This is a genomic window from Kitasatospora sp. NPDC002040, assembly GCF_040296785.1.
GTDB lineage: Bacteria > Actinomycetota > Actinomycetes > Streptomycetales > Streptomycetaceae > Kitasatospora.
The window spans coordinates 89,770-111,841 of the sequence record NZ_JBEOXV010000010.1 but is presented as its reverse complement, the minus strand read 5'-3'; the positions used below and the strand labels follow the sequence as shown (position 1 = coordinate 111,841).

Annotated in this window: 22 protein-coding genes; 8 read left to right on the top strand and 14 right to left on the bottom strand. The window is 73.1% G+C overall.

Annotated features, from left to right (window positions below; translation table 11 throughout):
* Positions 1–45 precede the first annotated feature (45 nt).
* Positions 46–1,812: an NAD-binding protein gene (locus tag ABT118_RS21945; protein ID WP_350671462.1), complete on the bottom strand. Its 1,767-nt coding sequence runs from the start codon at positions 1,810–1,812 to the stop codon at positions 46–48.
* 155 nt (positions 1,813–1,967) lie between these two features.
* Between ABT118_RS21945 and ABT118_RS21940 the strand changes: the two genes are divergently transcribed.
* The gene (locus ABT118_RS21940) at positions 1,968–2,630 is read left to right on the top strand and encodes an HdeD family acid-resistance protein (RefSeq protein ID WP_350671458.1); all 663 of its coding nucleotides are present in this window, start codon (positions 1,968–1,970) and stop codon (positions 2,628–2,630) included.
* 53 nt (positions 2,631–2,683) lie between these two features.
* Here the strand turns inward: ABT118_RS21940 and ABT118_RS21935 are convergent, their stop codons facing one another.
* Positions 2,684–3,649, bottom strand: a complete 966-nt coding sequence (locus tag ABT118_RS21935; protein ID WP_350671456.1) for a hypothetical protein — start codon at positions 3,647–3,649, stop codon at positions 2,684–2,686.
* Between the two features lie 132 nt (positions 3,650–3,781).
* The gene (locus ABT118_RS21930; protein WP_350671453.1) at positions 3,782–4,405 is read right to left on the bottom strand and encodes a LysE family translocator; all 624 of its coding nucleotides are present in this window, start codon (positions 4,403–4,405) and stop codon (positions 3,782–3,784) included.
* An 83-nt stretch (positions 4,406–4,488) separates the two neighbouring features.
* On the opposite strand from ABT118_RS21930, the gene ABT118_RS21925 reads away from it, so the two are divergent.
* Positions 4,489–4,959 (top strand): Lrp/AsnC family transcriptional regulator, encoded by a 471-nt coding sequence (locus tag ABT118_RS21925; protein ID WP_350671451.1) that lies wholly within the window; start codon positions 4,489–4,491, stop codon positions 4,957–4,959.
* Here the strand turns inward: ABT118_RS21925 and ABT118_RS21920 are convergent.
* On the bottom strand, positions 4,923–5,258 hold the full coding sequence (locus tag ABT118_RS21920) for an antibiotic biosynthesis monooxygenase family protein (RefSeq protein ID WP_350671448.1): 336 nt from the start codon (positions 5,256–5,258) through the stop codon (positions 4,923–4,925). The genes ABT118_RS21925 and ABT118_RS21920 overlap by 37 nt on opposite strands.
* 136 nt (positions 5,259–5,394) lie before the next feature.
* On the opposite strand from ABT118_RS21920, the gene ABT118_RS21915 reads away from it, so the two are divergent.
* Positions 5,395–5,652, top strand: coding sequence for a metallothionein (locus ABT118_RS21915; RefSeq protein ID WP_350671446.1), 258 nt, complete (start codon positions 5,395–5,397; stop codon positions 5,650–5,652).
* A 5-nt stretch (positions 5,653–5,657) separates the two neighbouring features.
* On the opposite strand, the gene ABT118_RS21910 is transcribed toward ABT118_RS21915, so the two are convergent.
* The 3 genes from ABT118_RS21910 to ABT118_RS21900 form a co-directional block, all read right to left on the bottom strand.
* A complete protein-coding gene (locus ABT118_RS21910; RefSeq protein ID WP_350671444.1) occupies positions 5,658–6,926 on the bottom strand; it encodes an ATP-binding protein in 1,269 nt (422 codons plus the stop codon).
* A 143-nt stretch (positions 6,927–7,069) separates the two neighbouring features.
* The gene (locus ABT118_RS21905; RefSeq protein WP_350671442.1) at positions 7,070–8,326 is read right to left on the bottom strand and encodes a cytochrome P450; all 1,257 of its coding nucleotides are present in this window, start codon (positions 8,324–8,326) and stop codon (positions 7,070–7,072) included.
* 62 nt (positions 8,327–8,388) lie between these two features.
* Positions 8,389–9,186 (bottom strand): EI24 domain-containing protein, encoded by a 798-nt coding sequence (locus ABT118_RS21900; protein ID WP_350671439.1) that lies wholly within the window; start codon positions 9,184–9,186, stop codon positions 8,389–8,391.
* Positions 9,187–9,246: 60 nt separating this feature from the next.
* On the opposite strand from ABT118_RS21900, the gene ABT118_RS21895 reads away from it, so the two are divergent.
* A complete protein-coding gene (locus ABT118_RS21895; protein WP_350671436.1) occupies positions 9,247–9,963 on the top strand; it encodes a maleylpyruvate isomerase family mycothiol-dependent enzyme in 717 nt (238 codons plus the stop codon).
* Positions 9,964–9,982: 19 nt separating this feature from the next.
* On the opposite strand, the gene ABT118_RS21890 is transcribed toward ABT118_RS21895, so the two are convergent.
* The 4 genes from ABT118_RS21890 to ABT118_RS21875 form a co-directional block, all read right to left on the bottom strand.
* The gene (locus tag ABT118_RS21890) at positions 9,983–10,501 is read right to left on the bottom strand and encodes a hypothetical protein (RefSeq protein ID WP_350671435.1); all 519 of its coding nucleotides are present in this window, start codon (positions 10,499–10,501) and stop codon (positions 9,983–9,985) included.
* A 75-nt stretch (positions 10,502–10,576) separates the two neighbouring features.
* Positions 10,577–12,106, bottom strand: coding sequence for an alkaline phosphatase (locus ABT118_RS21885; RefSeq protein WP_350671434.1), 1,530 nt, complete (start codon positions 12,104–12,106; stop codon positions 10,577–10,579).
* A gap of 186 nt (positions 12,107–12,292) precedes the next feature.
* Positions 12,293–12,958: a response regulator gene (locus ABT118_RS21880; RefSeq protein ID WP_350671431.1), complete on the bottom strand. Its 666-nt coding sequence runs from the start codon at positions 12,956–12,958 to the stop codon at positions 12,293–12,295.
* On the bottom strand, positions 12,955–14,142 hold the full coding sequence (locus ABT118_RS21875) for a sensor histidine kinase (RefSeq protein WP_350671429.1): 1,188 nt from the start codon (positions 14,140–14,142) through the stop codon (positions 12,955–12,957). Before ABT118_RS21875 ends, ABT118_RS21880 begins: the two co-directional genes overlap by 4 nt.
* A gap of 132 nt (positions 14,143–14,274) precedes the next feature.
* On the opposite strand from ABT118_RS21875, the gene ABT118_RS21870 reads away from it, so the two are divergent.
* A complete protein-coding gene (locus tag ABT118_RS21870) occupies positions 14,275–15,234 on the top strand; it encodes an SDR family NAD(P)-dependent oxidoreductase (protein WP_350671424.1) in 960 nt (319 codons plus the stop codon).
* 17 nt (positions 15,235–15,251) lie between these two features.
* Here the strand turns inward: ABT118_RS21870 and ABT118_RS21865 are convergent, their stop codons facing one another.
* Positions 15,252–15,653 (bottom strand): PPOX class F420-dependent oxidoreductase, encoded by a 402-nt coding sequence (locus tag ABT118_RS21865; RefSeq protein ID WP_350671419.1) that lies wholly within the window; start codon positions 15,651–15,653, stop codon positions 15,252–15,254.
* A 138-nt stretch (positions 15,654–15,791) separates the two neighbouring features.
* On the opposite strand from ABT118_RS21865, the gene ABT118_RS21860 reads away from it, so the two are divergent.
* Positions 15,792–16,280, top strand: a complete 489-nt coding sequence (locus tag ABT118_RS21860; RefSeq protein WP_350671417.1) for a cupin domain-containing protein — start codon at positions 15,792–15,794, stop codon at positions 16,278–16,280.
* Positions 16,281–16,351: 71 nt separating this feature from the next.
* Here ABT118_RS21860 and ABT118_RS21855 read toward each other — a convergent pair whose 3' ends face one another.
* On the bottom strand, positions 16,352–17,959 hold the full coding sequence (locus ABT118_RS21855) for a hypothetical protein (RefSeq protein WP_350671416.1): 1,608 nt from the start codon (positions 17,957–17,959) through the stop codon (positions 16,352–16,354).
* Between the two features lie 178 nt (positions 17,960–18,137).
* A complete protein-coding gene (locus ABT118_RS21850) occupies positions 18,138–19,565 on the bottom strand; it encodes a lipase maturation factor family protein (protein WP_350671413.1) in 1,428 nt (475 codons plus the stop codon).
* A 196-nt stretch (positions 19,566–19,761) separates the two neighbouring features.
* On the opposite strand from ABT118_RS21850, the gene ABT118_RS21845 reads away from it, so the two are divergent.
* The gene (locus ABT118_RS21845; RefSeq protein ID WP_350671411.1) at positions 19,762–20,742 is read left to right on the top strand and encodes an EamA family transporter; all 981 of its coding nucleotides are present in this window, start codon (positions 19,762–19,764) and stop codon (positions 20,740–20,742) included.
* Between the two features lie 204 nt (positions 20,743–20,946).
* Entirely contained in the window at positions 20,947–22,029 is a 1,083-nt protein-coding gene (locus tag ABT118_RS21840) for a substrate-binding domain-containing protein (protein ID WP_350671409.1), read from the top strand.
* Positions 22,030–22,072 lie beyond the last annotated feature (43 nt).

Genomic DNA, 22,072 nt, shown 5'->3' with positions numbered 1-22,072 from the left:
GAACTCCCCTGTCCTACCGGCCAGTAGTATCGCGAGTTCAGCAGTCTAGGGACGCGGGCCCGGCTCGGATACCCCCTGCCCGTCCGCCTGTTCGGTGTTGAGCCTGGCCAGGCCGCCGCGGGTGGCGACCACCAGGATGCGGTCGCCGGTGGCCAGCTCCCGGGCCCGGTCGGGGTAGTTCCACTGGTACTCGGCGGGCAGCCGGGCCAGCCGCACGGCCACCACCCGGATGCCGCCGGGCTCCTCCAGCTCGCGCAGGGTGCGCCCGGCCAGGCCGGAGCCGGGCTCCGCCGTCAGCTCGGCGACCAGCAGCACCCGCCGGTACACCGAGAGCGTCCCGAGCACCTCACGCCCCATCAGGGCGGAGGCGAACCCGGGCGCGGAGAGGTACGACATCGAGCGCGAGACCACGTTGTCCAGCGTCGCGTACACCTGGTGCGCGAAGTCGTCGTCGAACAGGCGCAGCACCATCCGCACCTCGGGCCGCAGCGCCCTGGCCTCCAGCGCCACCTCCAGGTTGGCCGCGTCGTCCCTGGTCACCGAGACCACCGCCCGGGCGTACTGGGCCCTGGCCCGGAGCAGCTGCGCGGCCAACGGGGCGTCACCGACCAGCACGGGTACGCCCAGCGCCCGCATCGCCGCGATGCCCCGGGCCTGCGGGTCGCGCTCGATGCAGACCACCGGCACCCCGGACTCCCGCACCATGCCGGCCACCCGGGTGCCGAGGTGGTTCAGCCCGACCACCACCACGTGGTCCCGGGTGCCCGCGCCGGGCGCCCGGGGCAGGCCGCGCCGCCCGCTGGCCAGTGCCTCCACCGCGATCGCGGTGGCCACCGGGACGAAGGTGATGCCGCAGAAGGTGATCACCACCTGGGCCGCCCGCTGCCAGCTCCCGCCGGCCGCCGTCTGGTCGGGCTGGTCCGGGCTGGCCGCGCCGGCCAGGTCGAGCAGGGTGTAGTAGAACGCCCAGCCGAGGTGGCCGGTGGAGTACCAGATCACCGCGCCGCTGAGCAGCACCGCCACCACCGCGATGGTCAGCAGCAGGCGCAGCCGGGCGCTGGTGAAGAACCGCAGCGTGTCCAGCAGCCACCAGCGGACCCGGGACCACCAGCCGATCCGCAGCGGCGGCTCCTCGGTCAGCGCCTGCAGGGCGGCGATCCCGCCGCGGTCCTCGTGCTGCTCCAGCGAGGGCGGCCCGTACTCGCCCTCGTCCCCGAACCGGCGGGCCAGCGCGATGAACTCGGCCGCCTGGCTGGCGGTCTGCGGCAGCAGCCGGAGCCGGGCCAGGTCCAGCGGGTCGATCCGGTCGGCGACCACGCAGAGCTGGTTCTCCTGGATCTCGCCGTCGTACGCGACGTAGAGGTACCGGCTGCCCACCCGGACCGAGTTGGGCCGCTCCAGCGCGCCGTTGGCGAAGGCGGGGGCGGCGGTGGCCGAGCCGGAGAGCGCCGCGCAGTTCGGCAGCAGCCGCTCCAGGTGCTCGCCGAGGCGCTGGTTGAACATCCGCAGCACGATCCGGATGCCGGGGTTGCGGCCCTCGGCGGCCAGCGCGGCGTGGATGTTGCCCTCGTCGGTGCCGTCCACCAGCGCGATCCCGCCGGCCGTGTCCACCCCGCAGGCCCGCAGCGCCTCGGCCGAGACGGTCGGGTACTCGTGCACGGCGGACAGGCCGGGTATCTGGCTGATCTGCGGGCCGTGCCCCTGGGCCAGGTCCGGCACCAGGGCGACCACGGGGACCTCGTACTGCTCGATCAGCTCCCGGATCAACCGGTGGGCGAGCGCGTTCCCGCCGCACACGACGTAGTGACTCACCGGCCCCCCGACCATGCTTCGTAGTCCTCCGATCCCGATCATATCGATCCGGGTGTCCATCGGATGGCGCTACGACGACTGAGGGGCCATCAGTTCGGGTCCCCCGAACGGCCGCGCCCGCCCGGCGGGGCCGGGCGGGCGCCGGGAGAGTGGGAATGATCAACACCTCTGCCCGTCAGGAGCCCGCCATGGCCAACCCGCACGACCCCGACGCCCTTCCCACCACGGATCGCCCGCCGCTGGAGGGCCGGGTGCTGGAGGGTCCGATCCAGCGACTGGCCCAGGCCGCCTGGCAGGCCCTGCTCGGGGCGGGCATCGCCTCGCTGGTCCTCGGCGTGATCGTCTTCGTCTGGCCGAAGCAGACCCTGTTCGTGGTCGGCGTGCTGTTCGGCCTCTACCTGCTGATCATCGGCATCGTGCAGCTGGTCGCCGCGTTCGGCACCCACGCCTCCACCGCGATGCGGGTGCTGGCCTTCATCAGCGGGGCGATCTGCGTCCTGCTCGGGCTGCTCTGCTTCCGCAGCGTGGCGCAGTCGGTGCTGCTGCTGGCGATCTGGATCGGGATCGGCTGGCTGTTCCGGGGCATCACCCAGATCGCGGCGGCCGCCTCCGACCCGGCGATGCCCGCCCGGGGCTGGCAGATCTTCGGCGGGGCGGTGAACACCCTGGCGGGCGTACTGCTGATGGTCTGGCCGGTCACCTCGATCACCGCCCTGACCATCCTGGCCGGCTGCGGCCTGCTGGTGCTCGGCATCACCGAGATCGCCACCGCACTGCAGGTCCGCCGCCGGGCCAGGGAGCTCCCCTCGGGCGTCTGACCGAGCCCCGGGGCCGGTCCGGCTCCTGCCGGACCGGCCCCACCGGACTTTCCCTAGGTGGCCGGGAACACCTTCCGCCAGCCGCCGCCGGCCGCCGTCGAGTCGGCGTAGCCGAGCGCGCCGACCCGGGCGGCCGCGCCCTGGTAGTCGACCTGGACCCGGACCCTGGGGAAGTCCGCGACGAAGGCCGCGATCGCGGTCCGCCCCGCCGAGGTCGGCCCCTGCTCGCAGGCCAGCACCAGGTCGCCCGAGCCGACGTTGCGGATGAACTGCGGGAAGGTCCGCTCGTTGAAGTTCTGCCCGGGGGCGATGGTGTCCCAGACCGCCTTCGCCACCACGTCGAGCGCGGCGGTCACCTCGTCCGGGTTGCCCTGCTGCCGGGCCGCCGGGTAGCGGTACGAGGTGTACGCCTGGCCGGCGACGGCCGTGGCGGCGGCGGCCACCGCGGGGCCGCCGGTGAACTGCGCCCGGAGGGTCGCGGTGGCCGCCGGGACCGGGGTGCCCGGGTAGGCCTTGCGCCAGTCCTTGTTGGGCAGTTCGTCCGCGTCGCCGATGCCGTACACGCCGCTGAGCCCGCCGCCGGCCTCCATCAGGCGGGCCGTGCCGCCGCCGCGGAGGCCGTTCCGGTAGGTGATCTCGAAGGTGACGGCGGGGAAGTCGTGCCGCAGCTGCCGGAGCACCTCCCGGCAGGAGTGACAGGGGCCGAAGCTGGAGAACAGCGTCACCAGCCCGCGGCGGACCCGGCCGATCCTGGCCCGGTAGTCGTCGTCGCTGGCGCAGCCGAGGTGGGCGTAGATCCGGTTGGCGAGGATGTTCATCGCCTGCTTCTCGGCGTCCAGGTCGTGCCGGAACCCGCCGAGCGTGGTGCCGGTCGGCTCGGCGAGCCCGTGGTAGTAGCTGTTGACCAGTTTCTGGTGCGACTCGGTGTCGATCCGGCCGTTGAGTCCGGCCGCCCCGATGAAGGTCAGGTCGTACTCGAGTCGGCAGCTGTTGGCGGTTCCGGAACTGGCAGTGCTCATCAGGCCCCCTGGTACCGGTGGTGTGCGGGACACGGCCGGGCTCCCCCCTGGCCGTCTCCGAGCGTGCCAGTGCGGTGACGGCCCGTCAACGGTCGTGCCGGAGCACTCCCGCGGAGCCGTGCGCGCCCCCGGTCAGGCCGTCGCGGTCGCCCCGGCCACCAGCAGCAGGAGCACCGCCGAGACGGCCGTCAGCCTGCGCGCGGCGGTCGGCGTGTTGGACATCGACCCGCCGAGCCGGGCCGCCGCCACCGCGACCGCGCCGTACACCGCCGCGCAGCAGAGCACGTTGAGGCTGCCCAGCACGAGCACCTGCCCGCCGACCGGAACGCCGCTGCCCGGGTCGACGAACTGCGGCACCAGCGCCAGGTAGAGCAGCAGGCCCTTCGGGTTGAGCAGCGCGGTGAGCATGCTCTGCCGCAGCACCGTCCCGGTCGACTGCCTTGGTGCGGGCGGCAGTTCGCCGCCGGACCGGCGCAGGCCGATCAGCATCGTGACGGCGAGCACCGCCAGGTACGCCGCCCCGGCCCAGCGCAGCGCGGGCAGCACGGCGGGCACCGCCCGCAGCGCGGCGGCCAGCCCGGCCGAGGAGAGTGCGGTGTGCACCGCGTACCCGGCGCAGACCCCGGCCACCGCGAGCAGGCCGGCCCGGCGGCCCTGGCCCAGGCCGCGGGCGGCGATGTAGAGCCAGTCGGGGCCGGGGGTCAGGACCAGCAGGAGGTCCACGCCGAGGAAGAGCAGCAGGGTGTGCGGTGCCATGGCTCCGAAGGTAGGCGGAACGGCCCGGCAGCCGATGACCGGTTCGTGCAGGTCAGGGCAGTGGAGTGGCACAATATTGCGCCATGGACCGAATCGACCGCAGAATCCTGCACGAGCTCCAGCAGGACGGCCGCCTCACCAACGCCGAACTGGCCGCCCGGGTGGACCTGACCCCCTCGCCCTGCCTGCGCCGGGTCCGGCAGCTGGAGCAGGACGGGGTGATCCGCGGCTACCGCGCCCTGCTCGACGGCGCGGCGCTGGACCGGGGCTTCCAGCCCTTCGTCACCATCGTGATGCGGCACGAGGACAAGGCCACGGTGGCCGCCTTCGAGCAGCAGGTCGCCGCGCTGCCCGAGGTGGTCGAGGCGCACCGCCTGTTCGGCGACCCGGACTACCTGCTGCGGATCGCGGTGGCCGACATCGCGGCGTACGAGCGCTTCATCACCGACGTGCTGTCCGGGCTGCCCGGGATCGCCCAGGTGAACTCGCACCTGACGATGAAGCAGGTGAAGGCCGATCAGGGGCTGCCGACCGGCGCGGTCCGCTCCCGCTGAAGCGTGGTCGGCAGGAAGTGCGCGACGGTCGGCGGGTGCTCCAGGTAGCCGAACTCGCCCTCCGCCCAGACCGGCCTGATCCGCCACATCGGCCCGGCGTACGCCCGCACCGCCGCCTCGTCCCGCCAGCGGGTCAGCAGCAGCACCCGGTGGTCCGCCTCGGACGCCGACCTGAGCAGCTCGGCCCCCTCGAAGCCGTCGGTGTCCCACAGCACGGCGAGCACCTCGTCGCACAGCCTGGTGCAGAACTCCTCCTCCCGCCGGGGCGACACCTGCGCCTCCCAGATCCGGACGATCATCTCGACCACCTCCGAGCCGTCTGCCTCCAGTATCCGTTCGGCGGCGTGCCGATTGCCGGGCCAGGCCTGCGCCCGGAGATTGGAGACAGCCCGGCCGAGCCCGGCCGGGCTCCCCGCTGAGAGACGGAGCGTCCCCATGGCAGTCTGCGCGGTCTGCGGAAACGACTACTGGCTGGCCTTCGAGATCCGGACGATCACCGGCGACACCTACACCTTCGACAGCTTCGAGTGCGCGATGGAGAAGCTGGCGCCGCGCTGCGAGTACTGCCAGGTCCGGATCGTCGGCCACGGCGTCGAGGTCTCCGGCAAGTTCTTCTGCTGCGCCAACTGCGCCCGCCGCGACGGCGGCCTGGGCGAGCAGATCCGGGACGCGGTCGGGGTCCACCCGGGCTGAGGGGCCTAGACCCGTGCGTGCGAGGTGATGTCGGCGGTGAAGTCCTCGATCATCGCGGGTGTGACGGTCGGGCGGCACTGGCCGATCGCGGTCAGGTAGTCCCCCGTGGTGGCGCCGGCCGGGGCGTCGCCCGCCAGGTCCCGTTCGAAGGCGGCCTGGGCCGCGCTGCGGGCGGCGTGCTCGATGTCGGCCGGGGTGAACAGCTCGCTCTGCTCGACCAGGCGGTCCAGCTCGACCCCGGCCCGGCCCTCGGCGTAGCGGGACCAGATCGCCTCCCGGGCCACCGGGTCGGGGGTGCCGATCGGGATCAGGTAGTCGAACCTGCCGTGCCGCAGGAAGGCCGGGTCGAGCGAGCGGATCGAGTTGGTCGCGCACACCAGCAGCCGCTCCTCGCCCTCCCGGAAGCCCGGGATCAGCTTGAGCAGTTCGTTGGTCACCCCGTGCAGCCCCGACTGCACCCCCTCGCCCCGGACCGGCGCGATCTCCTCCACCTCGTCGATGAAGACCAGCACCCGCTCCAGCTCGGCGATCCGGCCGAAGGCCGTCCGCAGCGCCGCCGCCAGGTTCCCCTCGTCGGCCAGCCGGGACGGCAGCAGCTCGACGAACGGCCAGCCCAGCCGGGAGGCGACCGCCCGGGCGAAGGTGGTCTTGCCGGTGCCGGGCGGGCCGAACAGCGCGATCGCCCGGGGCGGCCGGACCCCGTGCCTGGCCGCCCGCTCCGGCTCGGCCAGCGGCTGCACCACCCGGCGCTCGATCAGGTTCTTCTCCGCCGCCATCCCGGCCACCTTGGCCCACAGGTCGCCGGGCAGCAGCCGCCCGCCCAGCTCCTCCAGCACGTTGCCGCCTGGCCCGGTCGGCGGTTCGGCCTTCTCGAAGTACGCCACGGCCGGCCGCCGGGTGTACCCGGCGTTCCGCAGCCCCTCGCCGAGCAGCTCCTCCTCCGGCAGCACGTACGCGATCCGCCGCACCCGCCGCTCCAGCAGCCTCCGCTCCAGCTCCCGCAGCAGGCCGCTGGCCAGGCCCCGGCCGCGCCAGGCCGGGGCGATCGCGATCCGCATCACCCAGGCCCGGTCCCCCGCCAGGTGGGCCAGCGCCGCACCGATCGGCACCCCCTGGCTGACCGCCACCACGGCGGGCTGACGGGAGGTCAGCGCCGTGATGCACTCCGCCAGCGAGAACACCGACTCCTGCCCCAGCTCGGCCGTGGTGTCGATCAGGTGCACCACCGCCGCCAGATCGTCCTCGCGGTAGTCATGGATCAGCCACTCGTTCATCCCGGGGCCCGCCTCTCGTCTGGGTGTCCCGGAACGCTAGAACCCGCCCCCGCTCCGCGCCTCCCGCCGGAACGGACAACGGCGGCCGCCGAACCGTACGGTCCGCCGCTTGTCGACCGGGCCGGGGCTGCGGCCGCGCCCGCTCAGTAACCGAAGCGCAGCGCCTTCACCCGGTTGTCGAAGTTGGAGTGGATCAGCTCGGGCTCGCCGATCGAGCGGATCTCCGGGAGCCGGGTGAGGAGTTCGCGGAAGAGCACCTTCATCTCCTGCCGGGCCAGATAGGCCCCCAGGCAGAAGTGCGGCCCGCCGCCGCCGAATCCGAGGTGCGGATTGGGCGAGCGGGTGATGTCGAACGCGTCCGGGTCGGTGAAGACGGCCTCGTCCCGGTTGGCGGAGCCGAAGAACAGCACCACCTTCTCGCCCTTGGCCAGCTGGGTGCCGTTGAGCCGGTGGTCGGCGGCGACGGTGCGGCGGAACTGGATGATCGGGGTGGAGTACCGGACCATCTCCTCGACCGCGCCGCCCAGGTGGGCGTCCAGGTCGGAGAGCAGCAGTGCGCGCTGCTCGGGGTGCTCGGTCAGCAGGTGCAGGCCGTGCGCGAGCGCGTTGCGGGTGGTCTCCACCCCGGCGACCAGCAGCAGCGAGAAGAAGGCGCCCAGGTCGCGGGAGTTGAGCCGGCGGCCGTCCACGTCGGCGGTGACCAGGGCGGAGATCAGGTCGTCGGCGGGGCGGCGGCGGCGCTCCCGGCCGAGGGCGGCGATCACGCCCTGCATCCGGGCCAGCGCCCGCAGCCCCTTGCCGGGGATCCGGAGCCGGCTGCGGGCCACCCCGGTGTGCTCCGAGGCGTGGTTGATCTGGGCCAGGATGCGGTTCCGCTGCGGCTCGGGGATGCCCATCATGTTGCAGATCACCCGATAGGGCAGTTCGGCCGCCACCGCGCTGACGAAGTCGGCCGGCCGGTCGGCGATCACCTGGTCCACCAGCTCCCGGGCCACCGCCCGGATGTCGTCCTCGACCCGGGCGATCAGCCGCGGCGTGAAGGCGCGGGAGACGATCCGGCGCAGATCGGCGTGCCGGGGGTCGTCCAGGTTGACCATCGAGTCGCCGAACAACGTCCGTACCCAGCGCGCCGGTTCGGGCGTGGTGACGCCGGGGCCGCTGATGAACACCTCGGGCGTCCGGCTGGCGGCGACCACGTCGGCGTGCCGGACCAGCGCGTGGAAGCCCTTCCCGGTGCGCAGGTCGGTGAAGTACACCGGGCCGCCGAGCGAGCGCAGCCGGGCGAACGCGGCGGCCCGATCCGGCAGCGGGAGCCGCCAGAACTCCGGGTCTGCCAGGTCGATGCCGGTGGGAAGTCCGGTGTCCGTCCGCCGCGAACCGATATCCGCCGTTGCGCTCATGTCGGCAGTTATCGTGCAGCTTCGGACGGAAAGTCAAATTCCCACCGGTATCTCATATTTACCTACTGATAGGGCAATTCCGCTTCTTCTTCGTCCGCCCGCTCCTCGGGCTCCTCGCTCTCCTCGACCGGCACCAGGTCGCGCGCCAGCAGGGTGGCGCCCGCGACCGCGCCGGGCATCGCCAGCACGGTGACGAACGGGACCAGGAACAGCAGCATCAGCGGCATCCCGAACCCGAGCGCCAGCCCCAGCCGCCGGCGCAGCAGCCGCAGCCGCTCCCGCTGCGGGATGCCGCGCCGCTGGAGTGCGACGGCGCTCAGCTCGGCCACCATGAAGTAGCCGGAGACGGCCAGCGCGACCACCGGCACCACGGTCTGGCCGACCACCGGGACGAAGCCGCAGAGGAAGAGCAGGATCCCGAACGCCAGCACCCGCAGCAGCACGTACAGGCTGTCCCGGGCCGAGACCAGCAGCTCCCGCCAGAGCGGGATCTCCGGCTTGGCCGGGGCGCCGCCCTCGGTCTCGTCCACCTTCTCGCACAGCGACTCGTAGAACGGCTGCCCGATCAGCAGCGTCACCGCCGTGAAGGTCACCACCGAGAGGGCCGCGCTGCCGCCGATCAGGGCCACCAGCACCGCACCCCGGACCAGGCCCTGCCAGGGCGAGCCCCAGTCGTCCGCGAACGGGGTGGCCCAGTCGGCCACGTCCGCCGACCAGACCACCAGGGCGGCCAGGGCCGCCACGTAGACCACCAGGGCGATCAGCGCCGGGATCATCCCGAAGCCCCACCAGCGCCCGTGCCGCGCCACCCACTTCTGACCCTTGAGCAGGTAGCCGAGCCCCGCCACAAAATCTCGCATGCGGGGAAGCCTACGAAACGCCGTCGCCGCCCCGTCGGCCGGGCGGTTAGGGTCGGGCCTGTGGACCGAACTGACTATGCATCAGCACTGCGCCGCGACGGCGCCCGGATGGCGGCGGCCGCCGTCGACCCGACCGCCCGGGTGACCGGCTGCCCCGACTGGGACGTCGCCGAACTGCTCTGGCACACCAGCCGGGTGCACCGGTTCTGGACCGGGATCGCCGACGGCTCCGTCACCGACCCGGCCGGTGAGAAGCCCGCGGACCGGCCCGGCGACGCCGAGCTGGCCGACTGGTTCCTCGAGGGGGTCGAGCGGTGCGCCGCCACCCTGGAGCGGCTGGACCCGGACCTGCCGCGCTGGACCTGGGCCGCGCAGAAGGACGTCGGCTTCATCCAGCGCCGGGTGGCCCAGGAGACCGCCGTCCACGGCTGGGACGCGCTGGAGGCCGTCGGCCGGGAGGAGCCGATCGAGCGCGCACTCGCGGCCGACGGCATCGACGAGTTCCTGCGGCTGTTCGTCTCCGGTGCGCCCACCGCCGACTTCCCCGCCGCCGGCCTGCACCTGCACGCCACCGACGGTCCCGGCGAGTGGCTGCTGCGCGCCGTGGACGGCGCCTGGGAGGTCACCACCGAGCACGCCAAGGGCGCGGTCGCGGTCCGGGGCTCCGCCTCCGACCTGCTGCTCCTGCTCTGGCGGCGGCGTTCCCCGGACCGACTGGAGGTCTTCGGCAGCCCGGCCGACCTGGCGGCCGTGCTGGCGCCGTTCGTCCGTTCCTGACGGAGCGTCGGCCGAGCCGCTACTCGTTGACCAGGACCGGCACCGAGAGCACCGCGCTGGCCGGCGTCCCGCCGACACCGGTGGCGGGCACGGTGAAGTCGATCCCCTCGCCCTCGGCCCGGCGTTCGCCCTGGCTGACGCCCGCGGTCTCCTCCTCCTGGTAGTGGAAGCTGCCGGAGCCCAGCAGGCGGCCGCCCGCGTCGTAGAAGGCGGCCCGCAGCTCCAGCGCGAGCAGGTCGCTGACGTCCGAGGTGATGGCGAGGTGCCCGGTGACGGCGCCGGCCTTCCCGTTCAGGGCCAGGCCGCTGAACTTGACCCGGTCGGTGAACGGGCCTTCCTCCAGCCGCACTTCACCGGCGGCGGCCGGGCGGGCGAGCACCGGCGCCGGGGCGGGTGCCTCGCGCGGGGCGGGCAGCGACGCGGCGGCCACTGAGGGCAGCTCCACCGGGCCGCTGTCGCGGTCCGACGGGCCCGAGCAGCCGACCGCGAGGGTCAGGGCCAGGGCGGCGAGCGCGGCGGCGCGGGTGAGGGTGTTCATGGCCAACTCCTGAGGCGGGTGCGGGGCCGGGAGGATGCTCCTCCCGGCCCCGGCTTTCGACAACTGCCCAGCGGGTCAGTGCTGGTGGGGCGCCTTGCGGAAGAGGGCGCGGTACATCTTGGTGTAGAGCTCGGTGTTCTGCTGGCTGGCCGCGAAGTCCTGGCCACCCGGGCCGTACGCGAAGATCGGCACGTCCGCACCGGTGTGGTTGCCGGACAGGTAGGTCAGCCACAGGCTGGCCTCGGGGCTGCCGTCCTTCACACCGGCCGCGTCGTCCGGGGTGCGGAAGGTGGCCGGGGCGAAGTTCTTCGGGTCCTGCGAGCCGGCGCCGTTGACGATGCCGCTGGAGCGGGCCGGGTCCTTGACGTTCGCACCGGCGGAGCGGGCCGGGGTGCTGTTGTTCGCGGTGTTGCCAGCGTCGCTGTTGACCGGCGGCGCGGCGGCCTCGGCGTTGGTGAAGCTGCCCTTCTCGATGATGTTGAAGCCGGCGCACTCGTGGTCCGCCGTGACGATCACCAGGGTGTGGCCGTCCTTCTTGGCGAACTCGACCGCGGCGGCCACCGCGTCGTCGAAGGCCTTGATCTCACCGAGCGTCTGGTCGGCGTCGTTGGCGTGCGAGCGCTTGTCGATCTGGGCGCCCTCGACCTGGAGCACGAAGCCCTTGGAGCCGCGGCGGTCGTTCAGCAGCGAGATCGACTTGCGGGTCATCTCCGCGAGCGTCGGCTCCAGCTTCTGCGGCGCACCGGCGGGCAGCGCGGCCTTGGCCTGCTCGACCGTCAGGTTGCCCCGGTTGAAGAGGCCGACGACCTTCTTGCCCTTGGCGGCGTCCAGGTCGGCCTTGGTGGCGACCTTCTGGCTGGCCGCGGTCTGGGCCGGCAGCGCGGCGTCGCCGAAGCTGCCCAGCACCTGGTAGCCCTGGGCCTGGAGGGCCTTCTGGTCGTCCGGCTCGAACCGGGCCAGGCCGCCGCCGAGGATGACGTCCGCCGTGCCGTTGCGGGCGATCTGCTCGGCGATCGGCGTGATCAGCGTGGTGTCGGAGGGCTTGGCCTCGTAGCTGCCGTCGGCGTTCTTCGGCAGGCAGGCGGCGTCGGAGTAGACCGGGCCCTGGCAGCCGCGCAGCAGCGCGTGGCTGAACTGCCCGGCCGGGGTGGCGTCGGTGATCTCCGCGGTGGAGACGTTGCCCGTGGCGAAGCCGGCCGCGTGGGCCTGCTCCATCAGCGTCACGACCCGCTTCTCGTAGGAGTCGACGCCCAGCGCGGCGTTGTAGGTCTTCACGCCGGAGGACCACGCGGTGGCCGAGCTGGCCGAGTCGGTGACCAGGGCGGGCTTGTCGCTGCCCTTCTCCACCGCGTAGGTGGCGACGGCACCGGTGTACGGCAGCTTCTCCATCGCCAGCTTGCCGCCCGCACCGTAGAAGCGGTCCCGGCCGGCGGTGACGTGGGTGCGCCCCATGCCGTCACCGAGCAGGTAGATCACGTTGTTGACCCGGTCACGGTCGCGGTCCCGGCTCTCGTACGAGTCGGAGCTGGCGGCGGTGGCGGTGCCACCGACCAGCGCCCCGACCGCGGCGAGCACGGCGGAGGTCTGCCAAAGGCTGCGTCGCATTGAGCGATGTCTCCTCGAAGCGTCTTGGCGCGCGCGGCCTTCACGCCTTGCGCGGGCCCGGTTCACCCGGGCGTCGCCAAGCTAGGGCCGGCACATGAACGCACCCCCATCCCGGGAAGGCCCCCGGTCGAACACTTCGTCAGGTAGGCCTGCCGTGCGGCGGACCGACAGCCGGTCCGGGCCGGGTCAGTCGCGGGTGACGCCGGTGCGGACGGCCAGCACGGCGAGGCGGATCCGGTTGTCCTGGCCGGTCTTGGCCATCAGGCCGGCCACATGGGTCTTCACGGTGGTGACCCCCAAGTGCAGGCGGTCGGCGATCTCCTGGTTGGACAGGCCCGCGCCGAGCAGGCCGAGCACCTCGCGCTCGCGCGGGGTCACGGCGGCGAGCGGCGCCTCGGGGGCGACTCCCGGTACCGCTCCCGGTGCGGTGCGGGTGCGGACGGCCCGGGTGACCAGGCGGTCCAGGGCGGCCCGGCTGAAGGCGGCCTCCCCCTCGGCGGTCCGGCGCACGGCGTCGAGCAGCTCGGGCGGCGGGGTGTCCTTCACCAGGAAGCCGCAGGCCCCAGCCTCCAGGGCGGGGTACAGGTGGTCGTCGTCGTCGAAGGTGGTGAGGGCGACCACCCGGGCATCCGGCCGGGCGGCGAGGATGCGGCGGGTGGCGGTGATGCCGTCGGTGCCGGGCATCCGCAGGTCCATCAGGACCACATCGGGCTGCAGGAGTCCGGCCAGCCGGACGCCCTCCGCGCCGTTGTCCGCCTCCCCGAGGATCTCGATGTCGGGGGCCTGCTCGAACAGCATCCGCAGCCCCATCCGGACCAGCTGCTGGTCGTCGACGACGAGGACACCGATCATGCCTGGGGCTCCAAGGTACGCGAGGGGGAAGGGAGTTCGGCGCTGAGCAGCCAGCCCCGGCCGGGGGCGGGGCCCGCGTCCAGTCGGCCGCCGAGCAGGTCCACCCGCTCGTGCATGCCGATCAGCCCGTGACCGGCCGGGCCCGGCGCGGGCGGCGCGGCGCCACCGGCGCCGTCGTCACGGATGGTCAGGCGGACGGTGCCGTCGCCGCCCACCGCCACCCTGAGCTCGGCCCGGGCGCCGGGCCCGGCGTGCTTGGCCGCGTTGGCCAGGCCCTCCTGCGCCAGCCGGAGCACGGCCAGCCCGCGCACCGGGTCGAGCTGCGCGAGCCCCGCGTCGATGCCCGCGCTGACGGTCAGTCCGGTGCCCCGGCTGCGCTCCACCACCGAGTCCAGCGCGGCGGGCAGCGCCCCGGGGGCGGCCAGCGAACCGGTGGCGGGGCCGGTGCCGTCCGGATCGCGGAGCACGGCCACCAGGCGGCGCAGGTCGGCCAGCGCCGCACTGCCGCTGGCGTGCAGGTCGTCGAGGACCTCGGCGATCCGGGGGTCGCCGCCGCTGGTGGCCGAGGCGGCGGGGATGACGTGCCGGGCCACGCCGACCCGCAGCACCATGGACGAGACGTGGTGCGCCACCAGGTCGTGCAACTCCCGCGCGATGGTGGCCCGTTCGGCCGCCCTGGCAGCCAGCAGCCGTTGCTCGGACCGGAGTTCCTGCTGCCGCGCGTGCTCCCGGGTCACCCGCACGTACTCGCCCAGCAGGAGCGGCAGGCCGGCCACGATGCCCGCCTTGTAGAGCACCGAGGGCAGTTCACCGGGCAGGTCGGGGAGCCGGTTCGCCACCACCGCGCAGGCGAGCACGGCGGCACCCGCCACCGGGCTGCGCCCCGACCGCCGGACGGCCAGCTCGAACAGCGTGACGGCGGCGAGCACCTTCAGGGTCGGGACGATGCCCGCGCCGGCGCCGTGCGCGACCACCAGCAGCACCGCCTGCGCACCCAGCGCCGCCAGCGGCCGGCTGCCTGCCGCCAGGCACAGCACCAGACCGGCACCGGCGAAGCCCCAGTCCCGGGCCCCGGTGGGCTGTTGGACCAGCAGCAGGTCGCCGACCAGGGCCCCGGCGATCACCAGGATGCGCACGGCGGCAGCACGGCGGCTGAAGACGAGATCGAGCCACGGTCGGTTCACGGAGCCCACCCTAGGCGGCAGTTCGGGCCCGTCGGCTCCTGCCGCGGGAGGAGGGCCGCCTCCTCCCACCGGCCGCCGGGTCCGGCCGCCGGCAGGAAGCGGGCGTCCCGGCCGCGGTGCGAGCGTGGGGCCATGGAAACGAACACGAACACGAACACGACCGGCCAGGACAGCGGGACCCGCACCGCACTGGGCCGGCGGGCACTGCTCGGCGGCGCCGCCGCGCTGGGCGTGGCGGGAGCCGTCCTCGGGGCGGCCGCGCCCGCCGCCGAGGCGAAGGGCCGGGTGCATCCGCAGGCCCGGCGGTTCGAGGGGAAGTCCGTGATCATCACCGGCGCCACCTCCGGCATCGGCCGGGCGGCCGCAATCGCCTTCGCCGCCGAGGGCGCCCGGGTCGGGTTCTGCGGCCGGCGGGCGGAGGCGGGCCGCCAGGTGGAGCGGGAGATCAGGGAGGCGGGCGGCGAGGCCTCGTACATCCAGGCCGACGTCCGGGTGGCCGACCAGGTGCGGAGCTTCGTGGACCGGGTCGCGAGCCGCTACGGCGGCCTCGACATCGCCTTCAACAACGCGGGCATCGGCAACGGCAAGCTGCCGCACGAGCTGACCGTCGAGGAGTGGGACGACGTCCAGAACACCAACGCCAGGGGGGTGTTCCTGGCCCTCAAGTACCAGATCCCGTACATGCTCACGGCCGGACGGGGCGTCATCCTCTGCACCTCCTCGTCGGCGGCCGAACAGGCCCGGCCGAACGGGGCCGCGTACAGCGCCAGCAAGCGGGCCGTGCAGGGCGTGGTGAAGGCGGCCGCACTCGCCTACGGCACCAAGGGCATCCGGATCAACGCCATCCTGCCGGGGACCACGGACACCGCCTTCGTCCGCCCGCCGGGCATCCCGGACGCGGGCTGGGCCGCGTACAAGCAGGCCTGGGGACCGCTCAACGTCGACGGCCTGGAGCGGATGGCCGAGCCGGACGAGATCGCGCGCGCCGTGCTGGGCCTGGCCTCCGACGACTTCCCCTACCTGACCGGCAGCTCGGTCGCCGTGGACGGCGGGAGCACCGCAGGGCGGAAGATGATCCAGCCGAGCCGTTGAGGGCCGGAGCCGGCGGTTCAGTCCGCCAGGACGATGCGGATGCCGATGGTGCCGCGGTCGCCGCGGCGGAGCTTGCTGCCGAGCAGGGTGACCACGCCGAGCAGGCCGTACTTGCGGCGGAGCAGGGTCCGGTAGGCGGCGGTCTGCTCGGGAGCGAGCAGCTCGGCGGTGGCCGGGACGGAGTCACCGGTGGGGTTGCCGCGCAGGTCGCAGGGGCCGACCAGGACGTCGGCGCGGTTGCGGATCCGCTTGACCTTCCAGGAGTCGGTGACGGTCCAGATGCCGAGGGCGTTGCCGTCGCGCACGACCCAGACCGGGGTCGGGACGGGGGTGCCGTCCTTCTTGTAGGTGGTCACCAGCAGGTAGCTCCCGGCGGCGAGGCTGCGGATGCGTTCGAGCTGCTCGGGTGTGGCGTCCATGGGCGGAAGTGTACGGGCAACCGGCCGGCGCCGAATTGGCCCAAGGAAATGGCAGTCGAATGCACCGATCTGACGGGCCGTTGGCTTCATAGAATTTGAGATGTCAAGGCAAGCACAGCAGTTCGAGGGGAACGCACCATGTCCAACGCTCACGATGTCGTCCTGGTCCGCGCCGCCGAGGCCGAGGTGCTGGCGGACGCACCGGGCAGCCTGATCACCCTGTTCGCCGACTCCGCCCGGACCGGCGGCAAGGTCACCAGCAACCGGGCCACCTTCGAGAAGGGTGCGATCGGCGCGCCGCCGCACTTCCACACCCGGGCCACCGAGTTCTTCTTCGGCCTGGACGGGCAGTTGGACGTCCTGATCGGCGACCGGATCGAGACCCTCGGGGCCGGCGACTTCCTCGCCGTGCCGCCCGGCACCCCGCACGCGTTCGGCCCGGCGGCGGACTCGACCGCCGACGTGCTGGTGCTCTTCACCCCCGGGATGGACCGCTTCGACTACTACCGCCTGCTCGACCGGGTGAACAAGGGCGAGGCGAGCGTGCAGGAGATCAAGGAGTCGGGTCAGCATTTCGACAACCACTACTTCGACAGCCCGGTCTGGGCCGGGCGCGCAGCTCGCTGACCCCGGCACGGACGGAGGCGCCCCCGGACCGACGGTCCGGGGGCGCCTCCGTGGTGGGCCGGTGCCGCTGCTCAGGCGCGGGCCTCGGCCACGGCCGGGGCGAGCGCCTCCTTGAGGCGGGGGCCGACCCGGGAGAAGCCGAGCTCCTTCACGGCGGCCCGGAGCAGCTCGTCCTCGCTGCGCTCGGTGCCGTCGCTGTCGATCCACCGCACCAGTGCGGTCAGTTCGGCGGGCTCGTACGCGGTCACGGCGCGGCCGGCCGTGACGGCCGGCTTCTTCGGGCGACGCGCCCGCTTCGACTCCTCGGCCGCCGGGGCCGGGGTCAGCGGCTCCGCCGCCAACTCGGGCTCGGCAACGGCGATTTCGGCCACCACCGGCTCGGGCTGCGGCTCCGCGACAACCTCGGGCTCGACCTCGACGACGGGCTCGACGACGGCCTCCGGCGCGACCTCGACCTCGGGCTCAACGACAGCCTCGACGACGGGCTCGGCCTCAACCACGACCTCGACCACGGGCTCAACGACAGCCTCGACAACGGGCTCGGCCTCGGGCTCAACCTCGGGCTCAGCGACAGCCTCAACCACGGGCGCGGCCTCGGGCTCAACCTCGGGCTCCGGCTCGGCCTCAACCACGGGCTCAATGACAGCCTCGACGACGGGCTCGGGCTCGACCTCGGGCTCCGGCGTGACCTCGGCCTCGGGCTCGGGCTCAACGACAGCCTCGACCTCGACCACCTCGGGCTCGGCCTCGGGCTCGCGCGGCCCCGCCGCCAGCGCCTGGATCGCCGCCTCCTCGGTGGCGTTGCCGTGCAGCCGGTCGTACGCGGCGAGCGCCGCGTCGCGGTCGGCCTGACGCGCCGCCAGCTCGTCCAGCAGCTCACCGAGCCCGCCGTCCGTCAGGGCGGTGCGCAGCGCACGGAGCGCGGACAGCCGGTAGAGGGTGCCCTCGTCGGCGGCCAGGCGGTCGACCAGTTCGGCGAGTTCGGCCAGCGGCAGGGTGTCGAGGGTCTGGCCGGGCAGCAGGGCGGAGAGCGCCCGGACCGCCTGGCCGAGCTCCTCGACGGCCTGGGCGGTGGCGGTGAGGCCGGCGGTGTCGGTCACCTGCACCGGACGGGTGGCAGCACCGGCGGCGGCCCAGTCGGCCTGGGTGGTGGCGGCGGCCCGGACTGCGTCGAGCAGCTCGGCCCGGCGGGTGCGCCCGTCGAGCGCGAAGCTCTTGGCCTCGGCGCGCAGCGCGCGCCTGCGCCCCCAGGGAAGCTTCACGCCCTGCTCACGCCGCCAGCGCGCCGGGGCGAGCGCCGCCGTCAGCGCGGCCAGGTCGGCGTCGTAGACCTCGCCGCGCAGGGCGGCGGAAGTGCCCTGGGCGCGCTGGAGGATGGCGGTCAGGCGGGTGAGCTCGGCGAGGGTCGCGGGGGCGGCCGTCCCGCCGAGCAGGGTGGTGAGCCGGTCGCGGGTGGCGATCAGGTCGTGGCTGCGGAGCTCGGCCAGGGCGGTGGAGGCGGCGCGGGCGTCCTCGGAGGTGGCGACGGCCTGCGCGGCGTACCAGGGGTTGGCGTCGGCGGTCAGGGTGAAACCGCCCAACTCGGCATAACGGCCGAGGTCCTCGCGCGGGTCACCCACCGAGGAGGAGTTTGCGTCCACCGCCGGGTTGTCGGCGTCGTTCAGGTAGTTCACGGTCATGTGTGAAGTCCGGTTCGTGGCTGGGCGGACAGGGGGCGGTGGCGGCGGTGTGGTCCGCCGGCACGGGCGGGACGAGCGAGGCGCCCAGTGCGGACGCCCAGGATACGGGTGGGCGTTCGAGGCCTGCACGCACCCGGTCGGGTTCGGGCACGGCGCGCCGGTCGTACCGGTTGGCTGCTCACCGGGGATCACCTCGGACGGAGGGGCGGAAGTCGGACAGTCGGACCGGTGGCAGGTACTCGCGCACCAGCGTGCGTTCCCACCACGCGCCGGTCGCGCGCAGGGTGCGCCAGTCGGTGAAGCGATAACGGTAGAGCAGCGCTCGGACGTACCGGGGCGGCGCGTCCGGGAAGGGGTTGTGCCGGAGCAGGCGGAGGGTGTCCCGGTCCCCGGCGAGCAGTCGGTGGACGAACGGGCGGAACCAGGGCCGGGCGTACGCCGGGGAGATCCCGGCGAACCACATCAGCCAGTCCAGCCGCAGGTGGTACGGGGCGAACTGACGCGGAATCCGGTGCAGGTCGCCGGGCTTGCCGTGGAAACCGTACTCCTGCCAGTCCGACCGCCCGGTCACCCGGGTGTCGGAGGTGCCCTGCACCACCACCTCCAGCCGGAGCCGGTTCACCGAGCCGAACGCCCCGTACGCGTTGACCAGGTGCAGCCGGTCGAACGAACGGTTCATCACCTGCCGGGACGAGAGCAGGTTGCGGGCCGGCCGGTAACTCAGCACCACCACCAGCAGGGTGAACGCCAGCACACCGGACACGTACCACCACGGCCCGGCCGCCCTGGTACCCCCGGAGAACGGGAGGACCGAGCAGGCCAGCGCAATGGTGAGCCAGTTCAGCCAGGCGAAGTTGCCGGACAGGACCAGCCAGAGCTGGGTGGCCACGATCAGCGCGGCGCACCCGCCGGCCACCGGCTGGGGCAGGAACAGGCCGATCGGGACCAGGAGTTGGACCACGTGGTTGGCCGCCGCCTCCACCTTGTGCAGCGGGGCGGGCAGGTGGTGGAAGAACCAGCTGAGCGGCCCGGGCATCGGCTGGGTCTCGTGGTGGTAGCGCAGGCAGGTCAGTTCGCGCCAGCAGCGGTCGCCGCGCAGTTTGATCAGCCCGGCGCCGAACTCGACCCGGAACAGCAGCCAGCGCAGCAGCCAGAGCACCGTCACCGGCGGCGCCACCTCGCCGTTGCCGAGCAGCCCGGCCAGCACGCCGGCCTCCAGCAGCAGCGACTCCCAGCCGAAGGCGTACCAGGTCTGGCCGACGTTGACGATCGAGAGGTAGAGCAGCCAGAGCACGCCCCAGCCGAGCAGTGCGGCCCAGAGCGGGACGAGTTCGCCCGCACCGGCCAGCAGCGCGGCGGCGAGTGCGGCGCCGGACCAGGCGGCGGTGGCGAACGCCCGGTCCGAGTAGTGGAACCGGAACAGGCTCGGCGCCTGCCGCCAGTCGGTCCGGGCGAGGAAGCGGGGCACCGGCAGCATGCCGTGCTCGCCCAGCAGCGCGCGGAACTGCCGGGCCGCCACCAGGAAGCCGAGCAAGTACACGGCGGCGACCATCCGTTGGAACACCAACCGTCCCCACCAGTACTCGGGTGCCGCGAACCACTCCACGCCGCTCCTCCCACCGGACCGTCCATGCCTACCACCGGCACCCCCGGCAGCCGGGCGACACCACCGGCAGGGTCAGCCAGTCGGCCGACGCCGGCGCGCTGGCAGCAACTCGACCGGGGTTGGCAGCAATCTCGCTCGCGTCGGACTCCCCGGTGTGGTGCCATTCGACTGACAGCACCAAAGCATGGAGACACACATGACCGCCACGTCTCGGCAGCCCAACCGGCCGACCGCCCTTCCCCGCGACTCCGCCCCCGCCGCCACCGGCCCTGCCACCACCGCCCCCGCCACCACCGGCCGGACCTCGGCCGCCGTCTGGGGCGCGCTCAGCATCGTCTACGTGGTCTGGGGGTCGACCTACCTGGCCATCCGGATCGCGGTCGAGACCATGCCGCCGTTCCTCTCCGCCGCCGCCCGGTTCATCACCGCCGGCCTGATCCTGGCCGGGCTGGTGGCCTGGCGGCAGGGGCCGTCCGCCCTGAAGGTGACCCCGCGCCAGCTCGCCTCGGCCGGGCTGGTCGGGCTGATGCTGCTGCTCGGCGGCAACGGCATGGTGGTGCTGGCCGAGCAGGACGTGCCGTCCGGGCTGGCCGCGCTGGTGATCGCCGTGGTGCCGCTCTGGCTGGTGCTGCTGCGGCTGGGCTTCGGCCAGCGCACCTCGGGCGCCACCCTGGTCGGGGTGCTGCTCGGCCTGCTCGGGCTCGGGGTGCTGACCGTGCCGGGCCTGAACGGTGACGTCGAACTGGTGGGCCTGCTGCTGGTGATCATCGGGACGCTGTCCTGGGCCGGCGGCTCGTTCCTGACCTCCCGACTGCCGATGCCGAAGAACGTCTTCGCCACCAGCGCGTACGAGATGATCATCGGCGGACTGGGCTGCCTGGCGGTCGCCGCGATCAAGGGCGAACCGCAGGCGCTCGACCTCGCCGCCATCTCCACCCGGTCCTGGCTCGCGCTGGCCGCCCTGATCGTCTTCGGCTCACTGGTCGCCTTCACCGCGTACGCCTGGCTGCTGCACAACGCCCCGCTGCCGCTGGTCGCCACCTACGCGTACGTGAACCCGGTGGTGGCCGTGCTGCTCGGCTGGCTGATCCTGGCCGAGCCGCTCAGCTGGCCGATCGTGCTGGGCGGCGCGATCGTGGTGGCCGCCGTCTGCCTGGTGGTCCGTACGGAGAAATGACGAACAGTCAGCAAAGGCCCGCCATCTTCTGAAGGCGGGCCTTTGGCATATACCAACCAAAGGGACGGGTGGATTCGAGAAAGTAACGATTGGCACACCTCAGCACCCCGCATGGTTAAATTCTTGACGTTACATCGGATCGACAGCTTGACTCCCTCCGCTGCCGCAAAGCTGCGGTACGCAGTCAGGGAGGCACCACCCACCATGAACGCAATGCGCCGCACCCTCCTCGCCGCGGTCGCCGTGTCGATGACGCTCTCGCTCGCCGCCTGCGGCCAGGACGGCACACCGGACCCCGGTGCGACCGGCAGCAAGACCGTCGGCCTGCTGCTGCCCGAGCGCAGCTCGTCCACCCGGTACGAGAGCTTCGACAAGCCCCTGATCGAGTCGGCGATCACCGCCCTGTGCACCAAGTGCTCGGTGGACTACGCCAACGCCGACGGCGACGAGACCCTGCAGCGCCAGCAGTTCGACCAGCTGCTGGCCAAGGGCGTCAAGGTGATCCTGCTCGACCCGGTGAACTCCAAGGTCACGGCGGAGTGGGTGGACCAGGCGAACAAGAAGGGCGCGAAGGTCATCGCCTACGACCGGCTGGCCGCCGGAAAGGTGACCGCGTACGTCTCCTTCGACAACCAGCGCACCGGCGAACTCCAGGGCGAGGCCCTGCTGGAGGCGCTCGGCCCGAAGGCCGCCCAGTCCACCGTGGTGATGATCAACGGGGCGGAGTCGGACCCGAACGCCGCGATGTTCAAGACCGGCGCGCACAAGGTGCTGGACGGCAAGGTCAAGCGGATCGGCTACGAGCAGTCCGGCGAGTGGAAGCCCGAGACCGCCGCCCAGAAGACCACCGAGGCGATCCAGAGCCTGGGCAAGGACGGCTTCCAGGCGGTCTACTCGGCCAACGACGGCATGGCCACCTCGATCATCTCCACCCTGAAGTCGGCCGGTGCCAAGAACATGCCGGTCGGCGGCCAGGACGCCTCGATCGACGCCGTCCGGCGGCTGCTGACGGGCGAGCAGGCGTACACCATCTACAAGCCGTACAAGCCGGAGGCGGACGCCGCCGCCAGCATCGCGGTCTACCTGCTGAAGGGCCTCGGCATCACCGCGGTGGCCACCTCGATCACCGAGAGCGGCGGCGAGCAGATCCCCTCGATGCTGCTCAGCCCGATCGTGGTGACCAAGGCCAAGGTGGCCGAGACGGTGGTGGCCGGCGGCCTGTACAAGGCCGAGGAGATCTGCGACGACGCGCACGCCGCCGCCTGCGCGTCGGTCGGCCTCAAGTAGTCGGCGGCATCCGGCCGGCCGCAGGCGGTCGGCTCCGCCTGCC

Bases quoted from the DNA above. Each gene is read 5' to 3' on its own strand.
- ABT118_RS21940 (WP_350671458.1), top strand. From the start codon at position 1,968: ATGATCAACACCTCTGCCCGTCAGGAGCCCGCCATGGCCAACCCGCAC.
- ABT118_RS21935 (WP_350671456.1), bottom strand. From the start codon at position 3,649: ATGAGCACTGCCAGTTCCGGAACCGCCAACAGCTGCCGACTCGAGTAC.
- ABT118_RS21930 (WP_350671453.1), bottom strand. From the start codon at position 4,405: ATGGCACCGCACACCCTGCTGCTCTTCCTCGGCGTGGACCTCCTGCTG.
- ABT118_RS21925 (WP_350671451.1), top strand. From the start codon at position 4,489: ATGGACCGAATCGACCGCAGAATCCTGCACGAGCTCCAGCAGGACGGC.
- ABT118_RS21920 (WP_350671448.1), bottom strand. From the start codon at position 5,258: ATGATCGTCCGGATCTGGGAGGCGCAGGTGTCGCCCCGGCGGGAGGAG.
- ABT118_RS21915 (WP_350671446.1), top strand. From the start codon at position 5,395: ATGGCAGTCTGCGCGGTCTGCGGAAACGACTACTGGCTGGCCTTCGAG.
- ABT118_RS21910 (WP_350671444.1), bottom strand. From the start codon at position 6,926: ATGAACGAGTGGCTGATCCATGACTACCGCGAGGACGATCTGGCGGCG.
- ABT118_RS21905 (WP_350671442.1), bottom strand. From the start codon at position 8,326: ATGAGCGCAACGGCGGATATCGGTTCGCGGCGGACGGACACCGGACTT.
- ABT118_RS21900 (WP_350671439.1), bottom strand. From the start codon at position 9,186: ATGCGAGATTTTGTGGCGGGGCTCGGCTACCTGCTCAAGGGTCAGAAG.
- ABT118_RS21890 (WP_350671435.1), bottom strand. From the start codon at position 10,501: ATGAACACCCTCACCCGCGCCGCCGCGCTCGCCGCCCTGGCCCTGACC.
- ABT118_RS21885 (WP_350671434.1), bottom strand. From the start codon at position 12,106: ATGCGACGCAGCCTTTGGCAGACCTCCGCCGTGCTCGCCGCGGTCGGG.
- ABT118_RS21880 (WP_350671431.1), bottom strand. From the start codon at position 12,958: ATGATCGGTGTCCTCGTCGTCGACGACCAGCAGCTGGTCCGGATGGGG.
- ABT118_RS21870 (WP_350671424.1), top strand. From the start codon at position 14,275: ATGGAAACGAACACGAACACGAACACGACCGGCCAGGACAGCGGGACC.
- ABT118_RS21865 (WP_350671419.1), bottom strand. From the start codon at position 15,653: ATGGACGCCACACCCGAGCAGCTCGAACGCATCCGCAGCCTCGCCGCC.
- ABT118_RS21860 (WP_350671417.1), top strand. From the start codon at position 15,792: ATGTCCAACGCTCACGATGTCGTCCTGGTCCGCGCCGCCGAGGCCGAG.
- ABT118_RS21855 (WP_350671416.1), bottom strand. From the start codon at position 17,959: ATGACCGTGAACTACCTGAACGACGCCGACAACCCGGCGGTGGACGCA.
- ABT118_RS21845 (WP_350671411.1), top strand. From the start codon at position 19,762: ATGACCGCCACGTCTCGGCAGCCCAACCGGCCGACCGCCCTTCCCCGC.
- ABT118_RS21840 (WP_350671409.1), top strand. From the start codon at position 20,947: ATGAACGCAATGCGCCGCACCCTCCTCGCCGCGGTCGCCGTGTCGATG.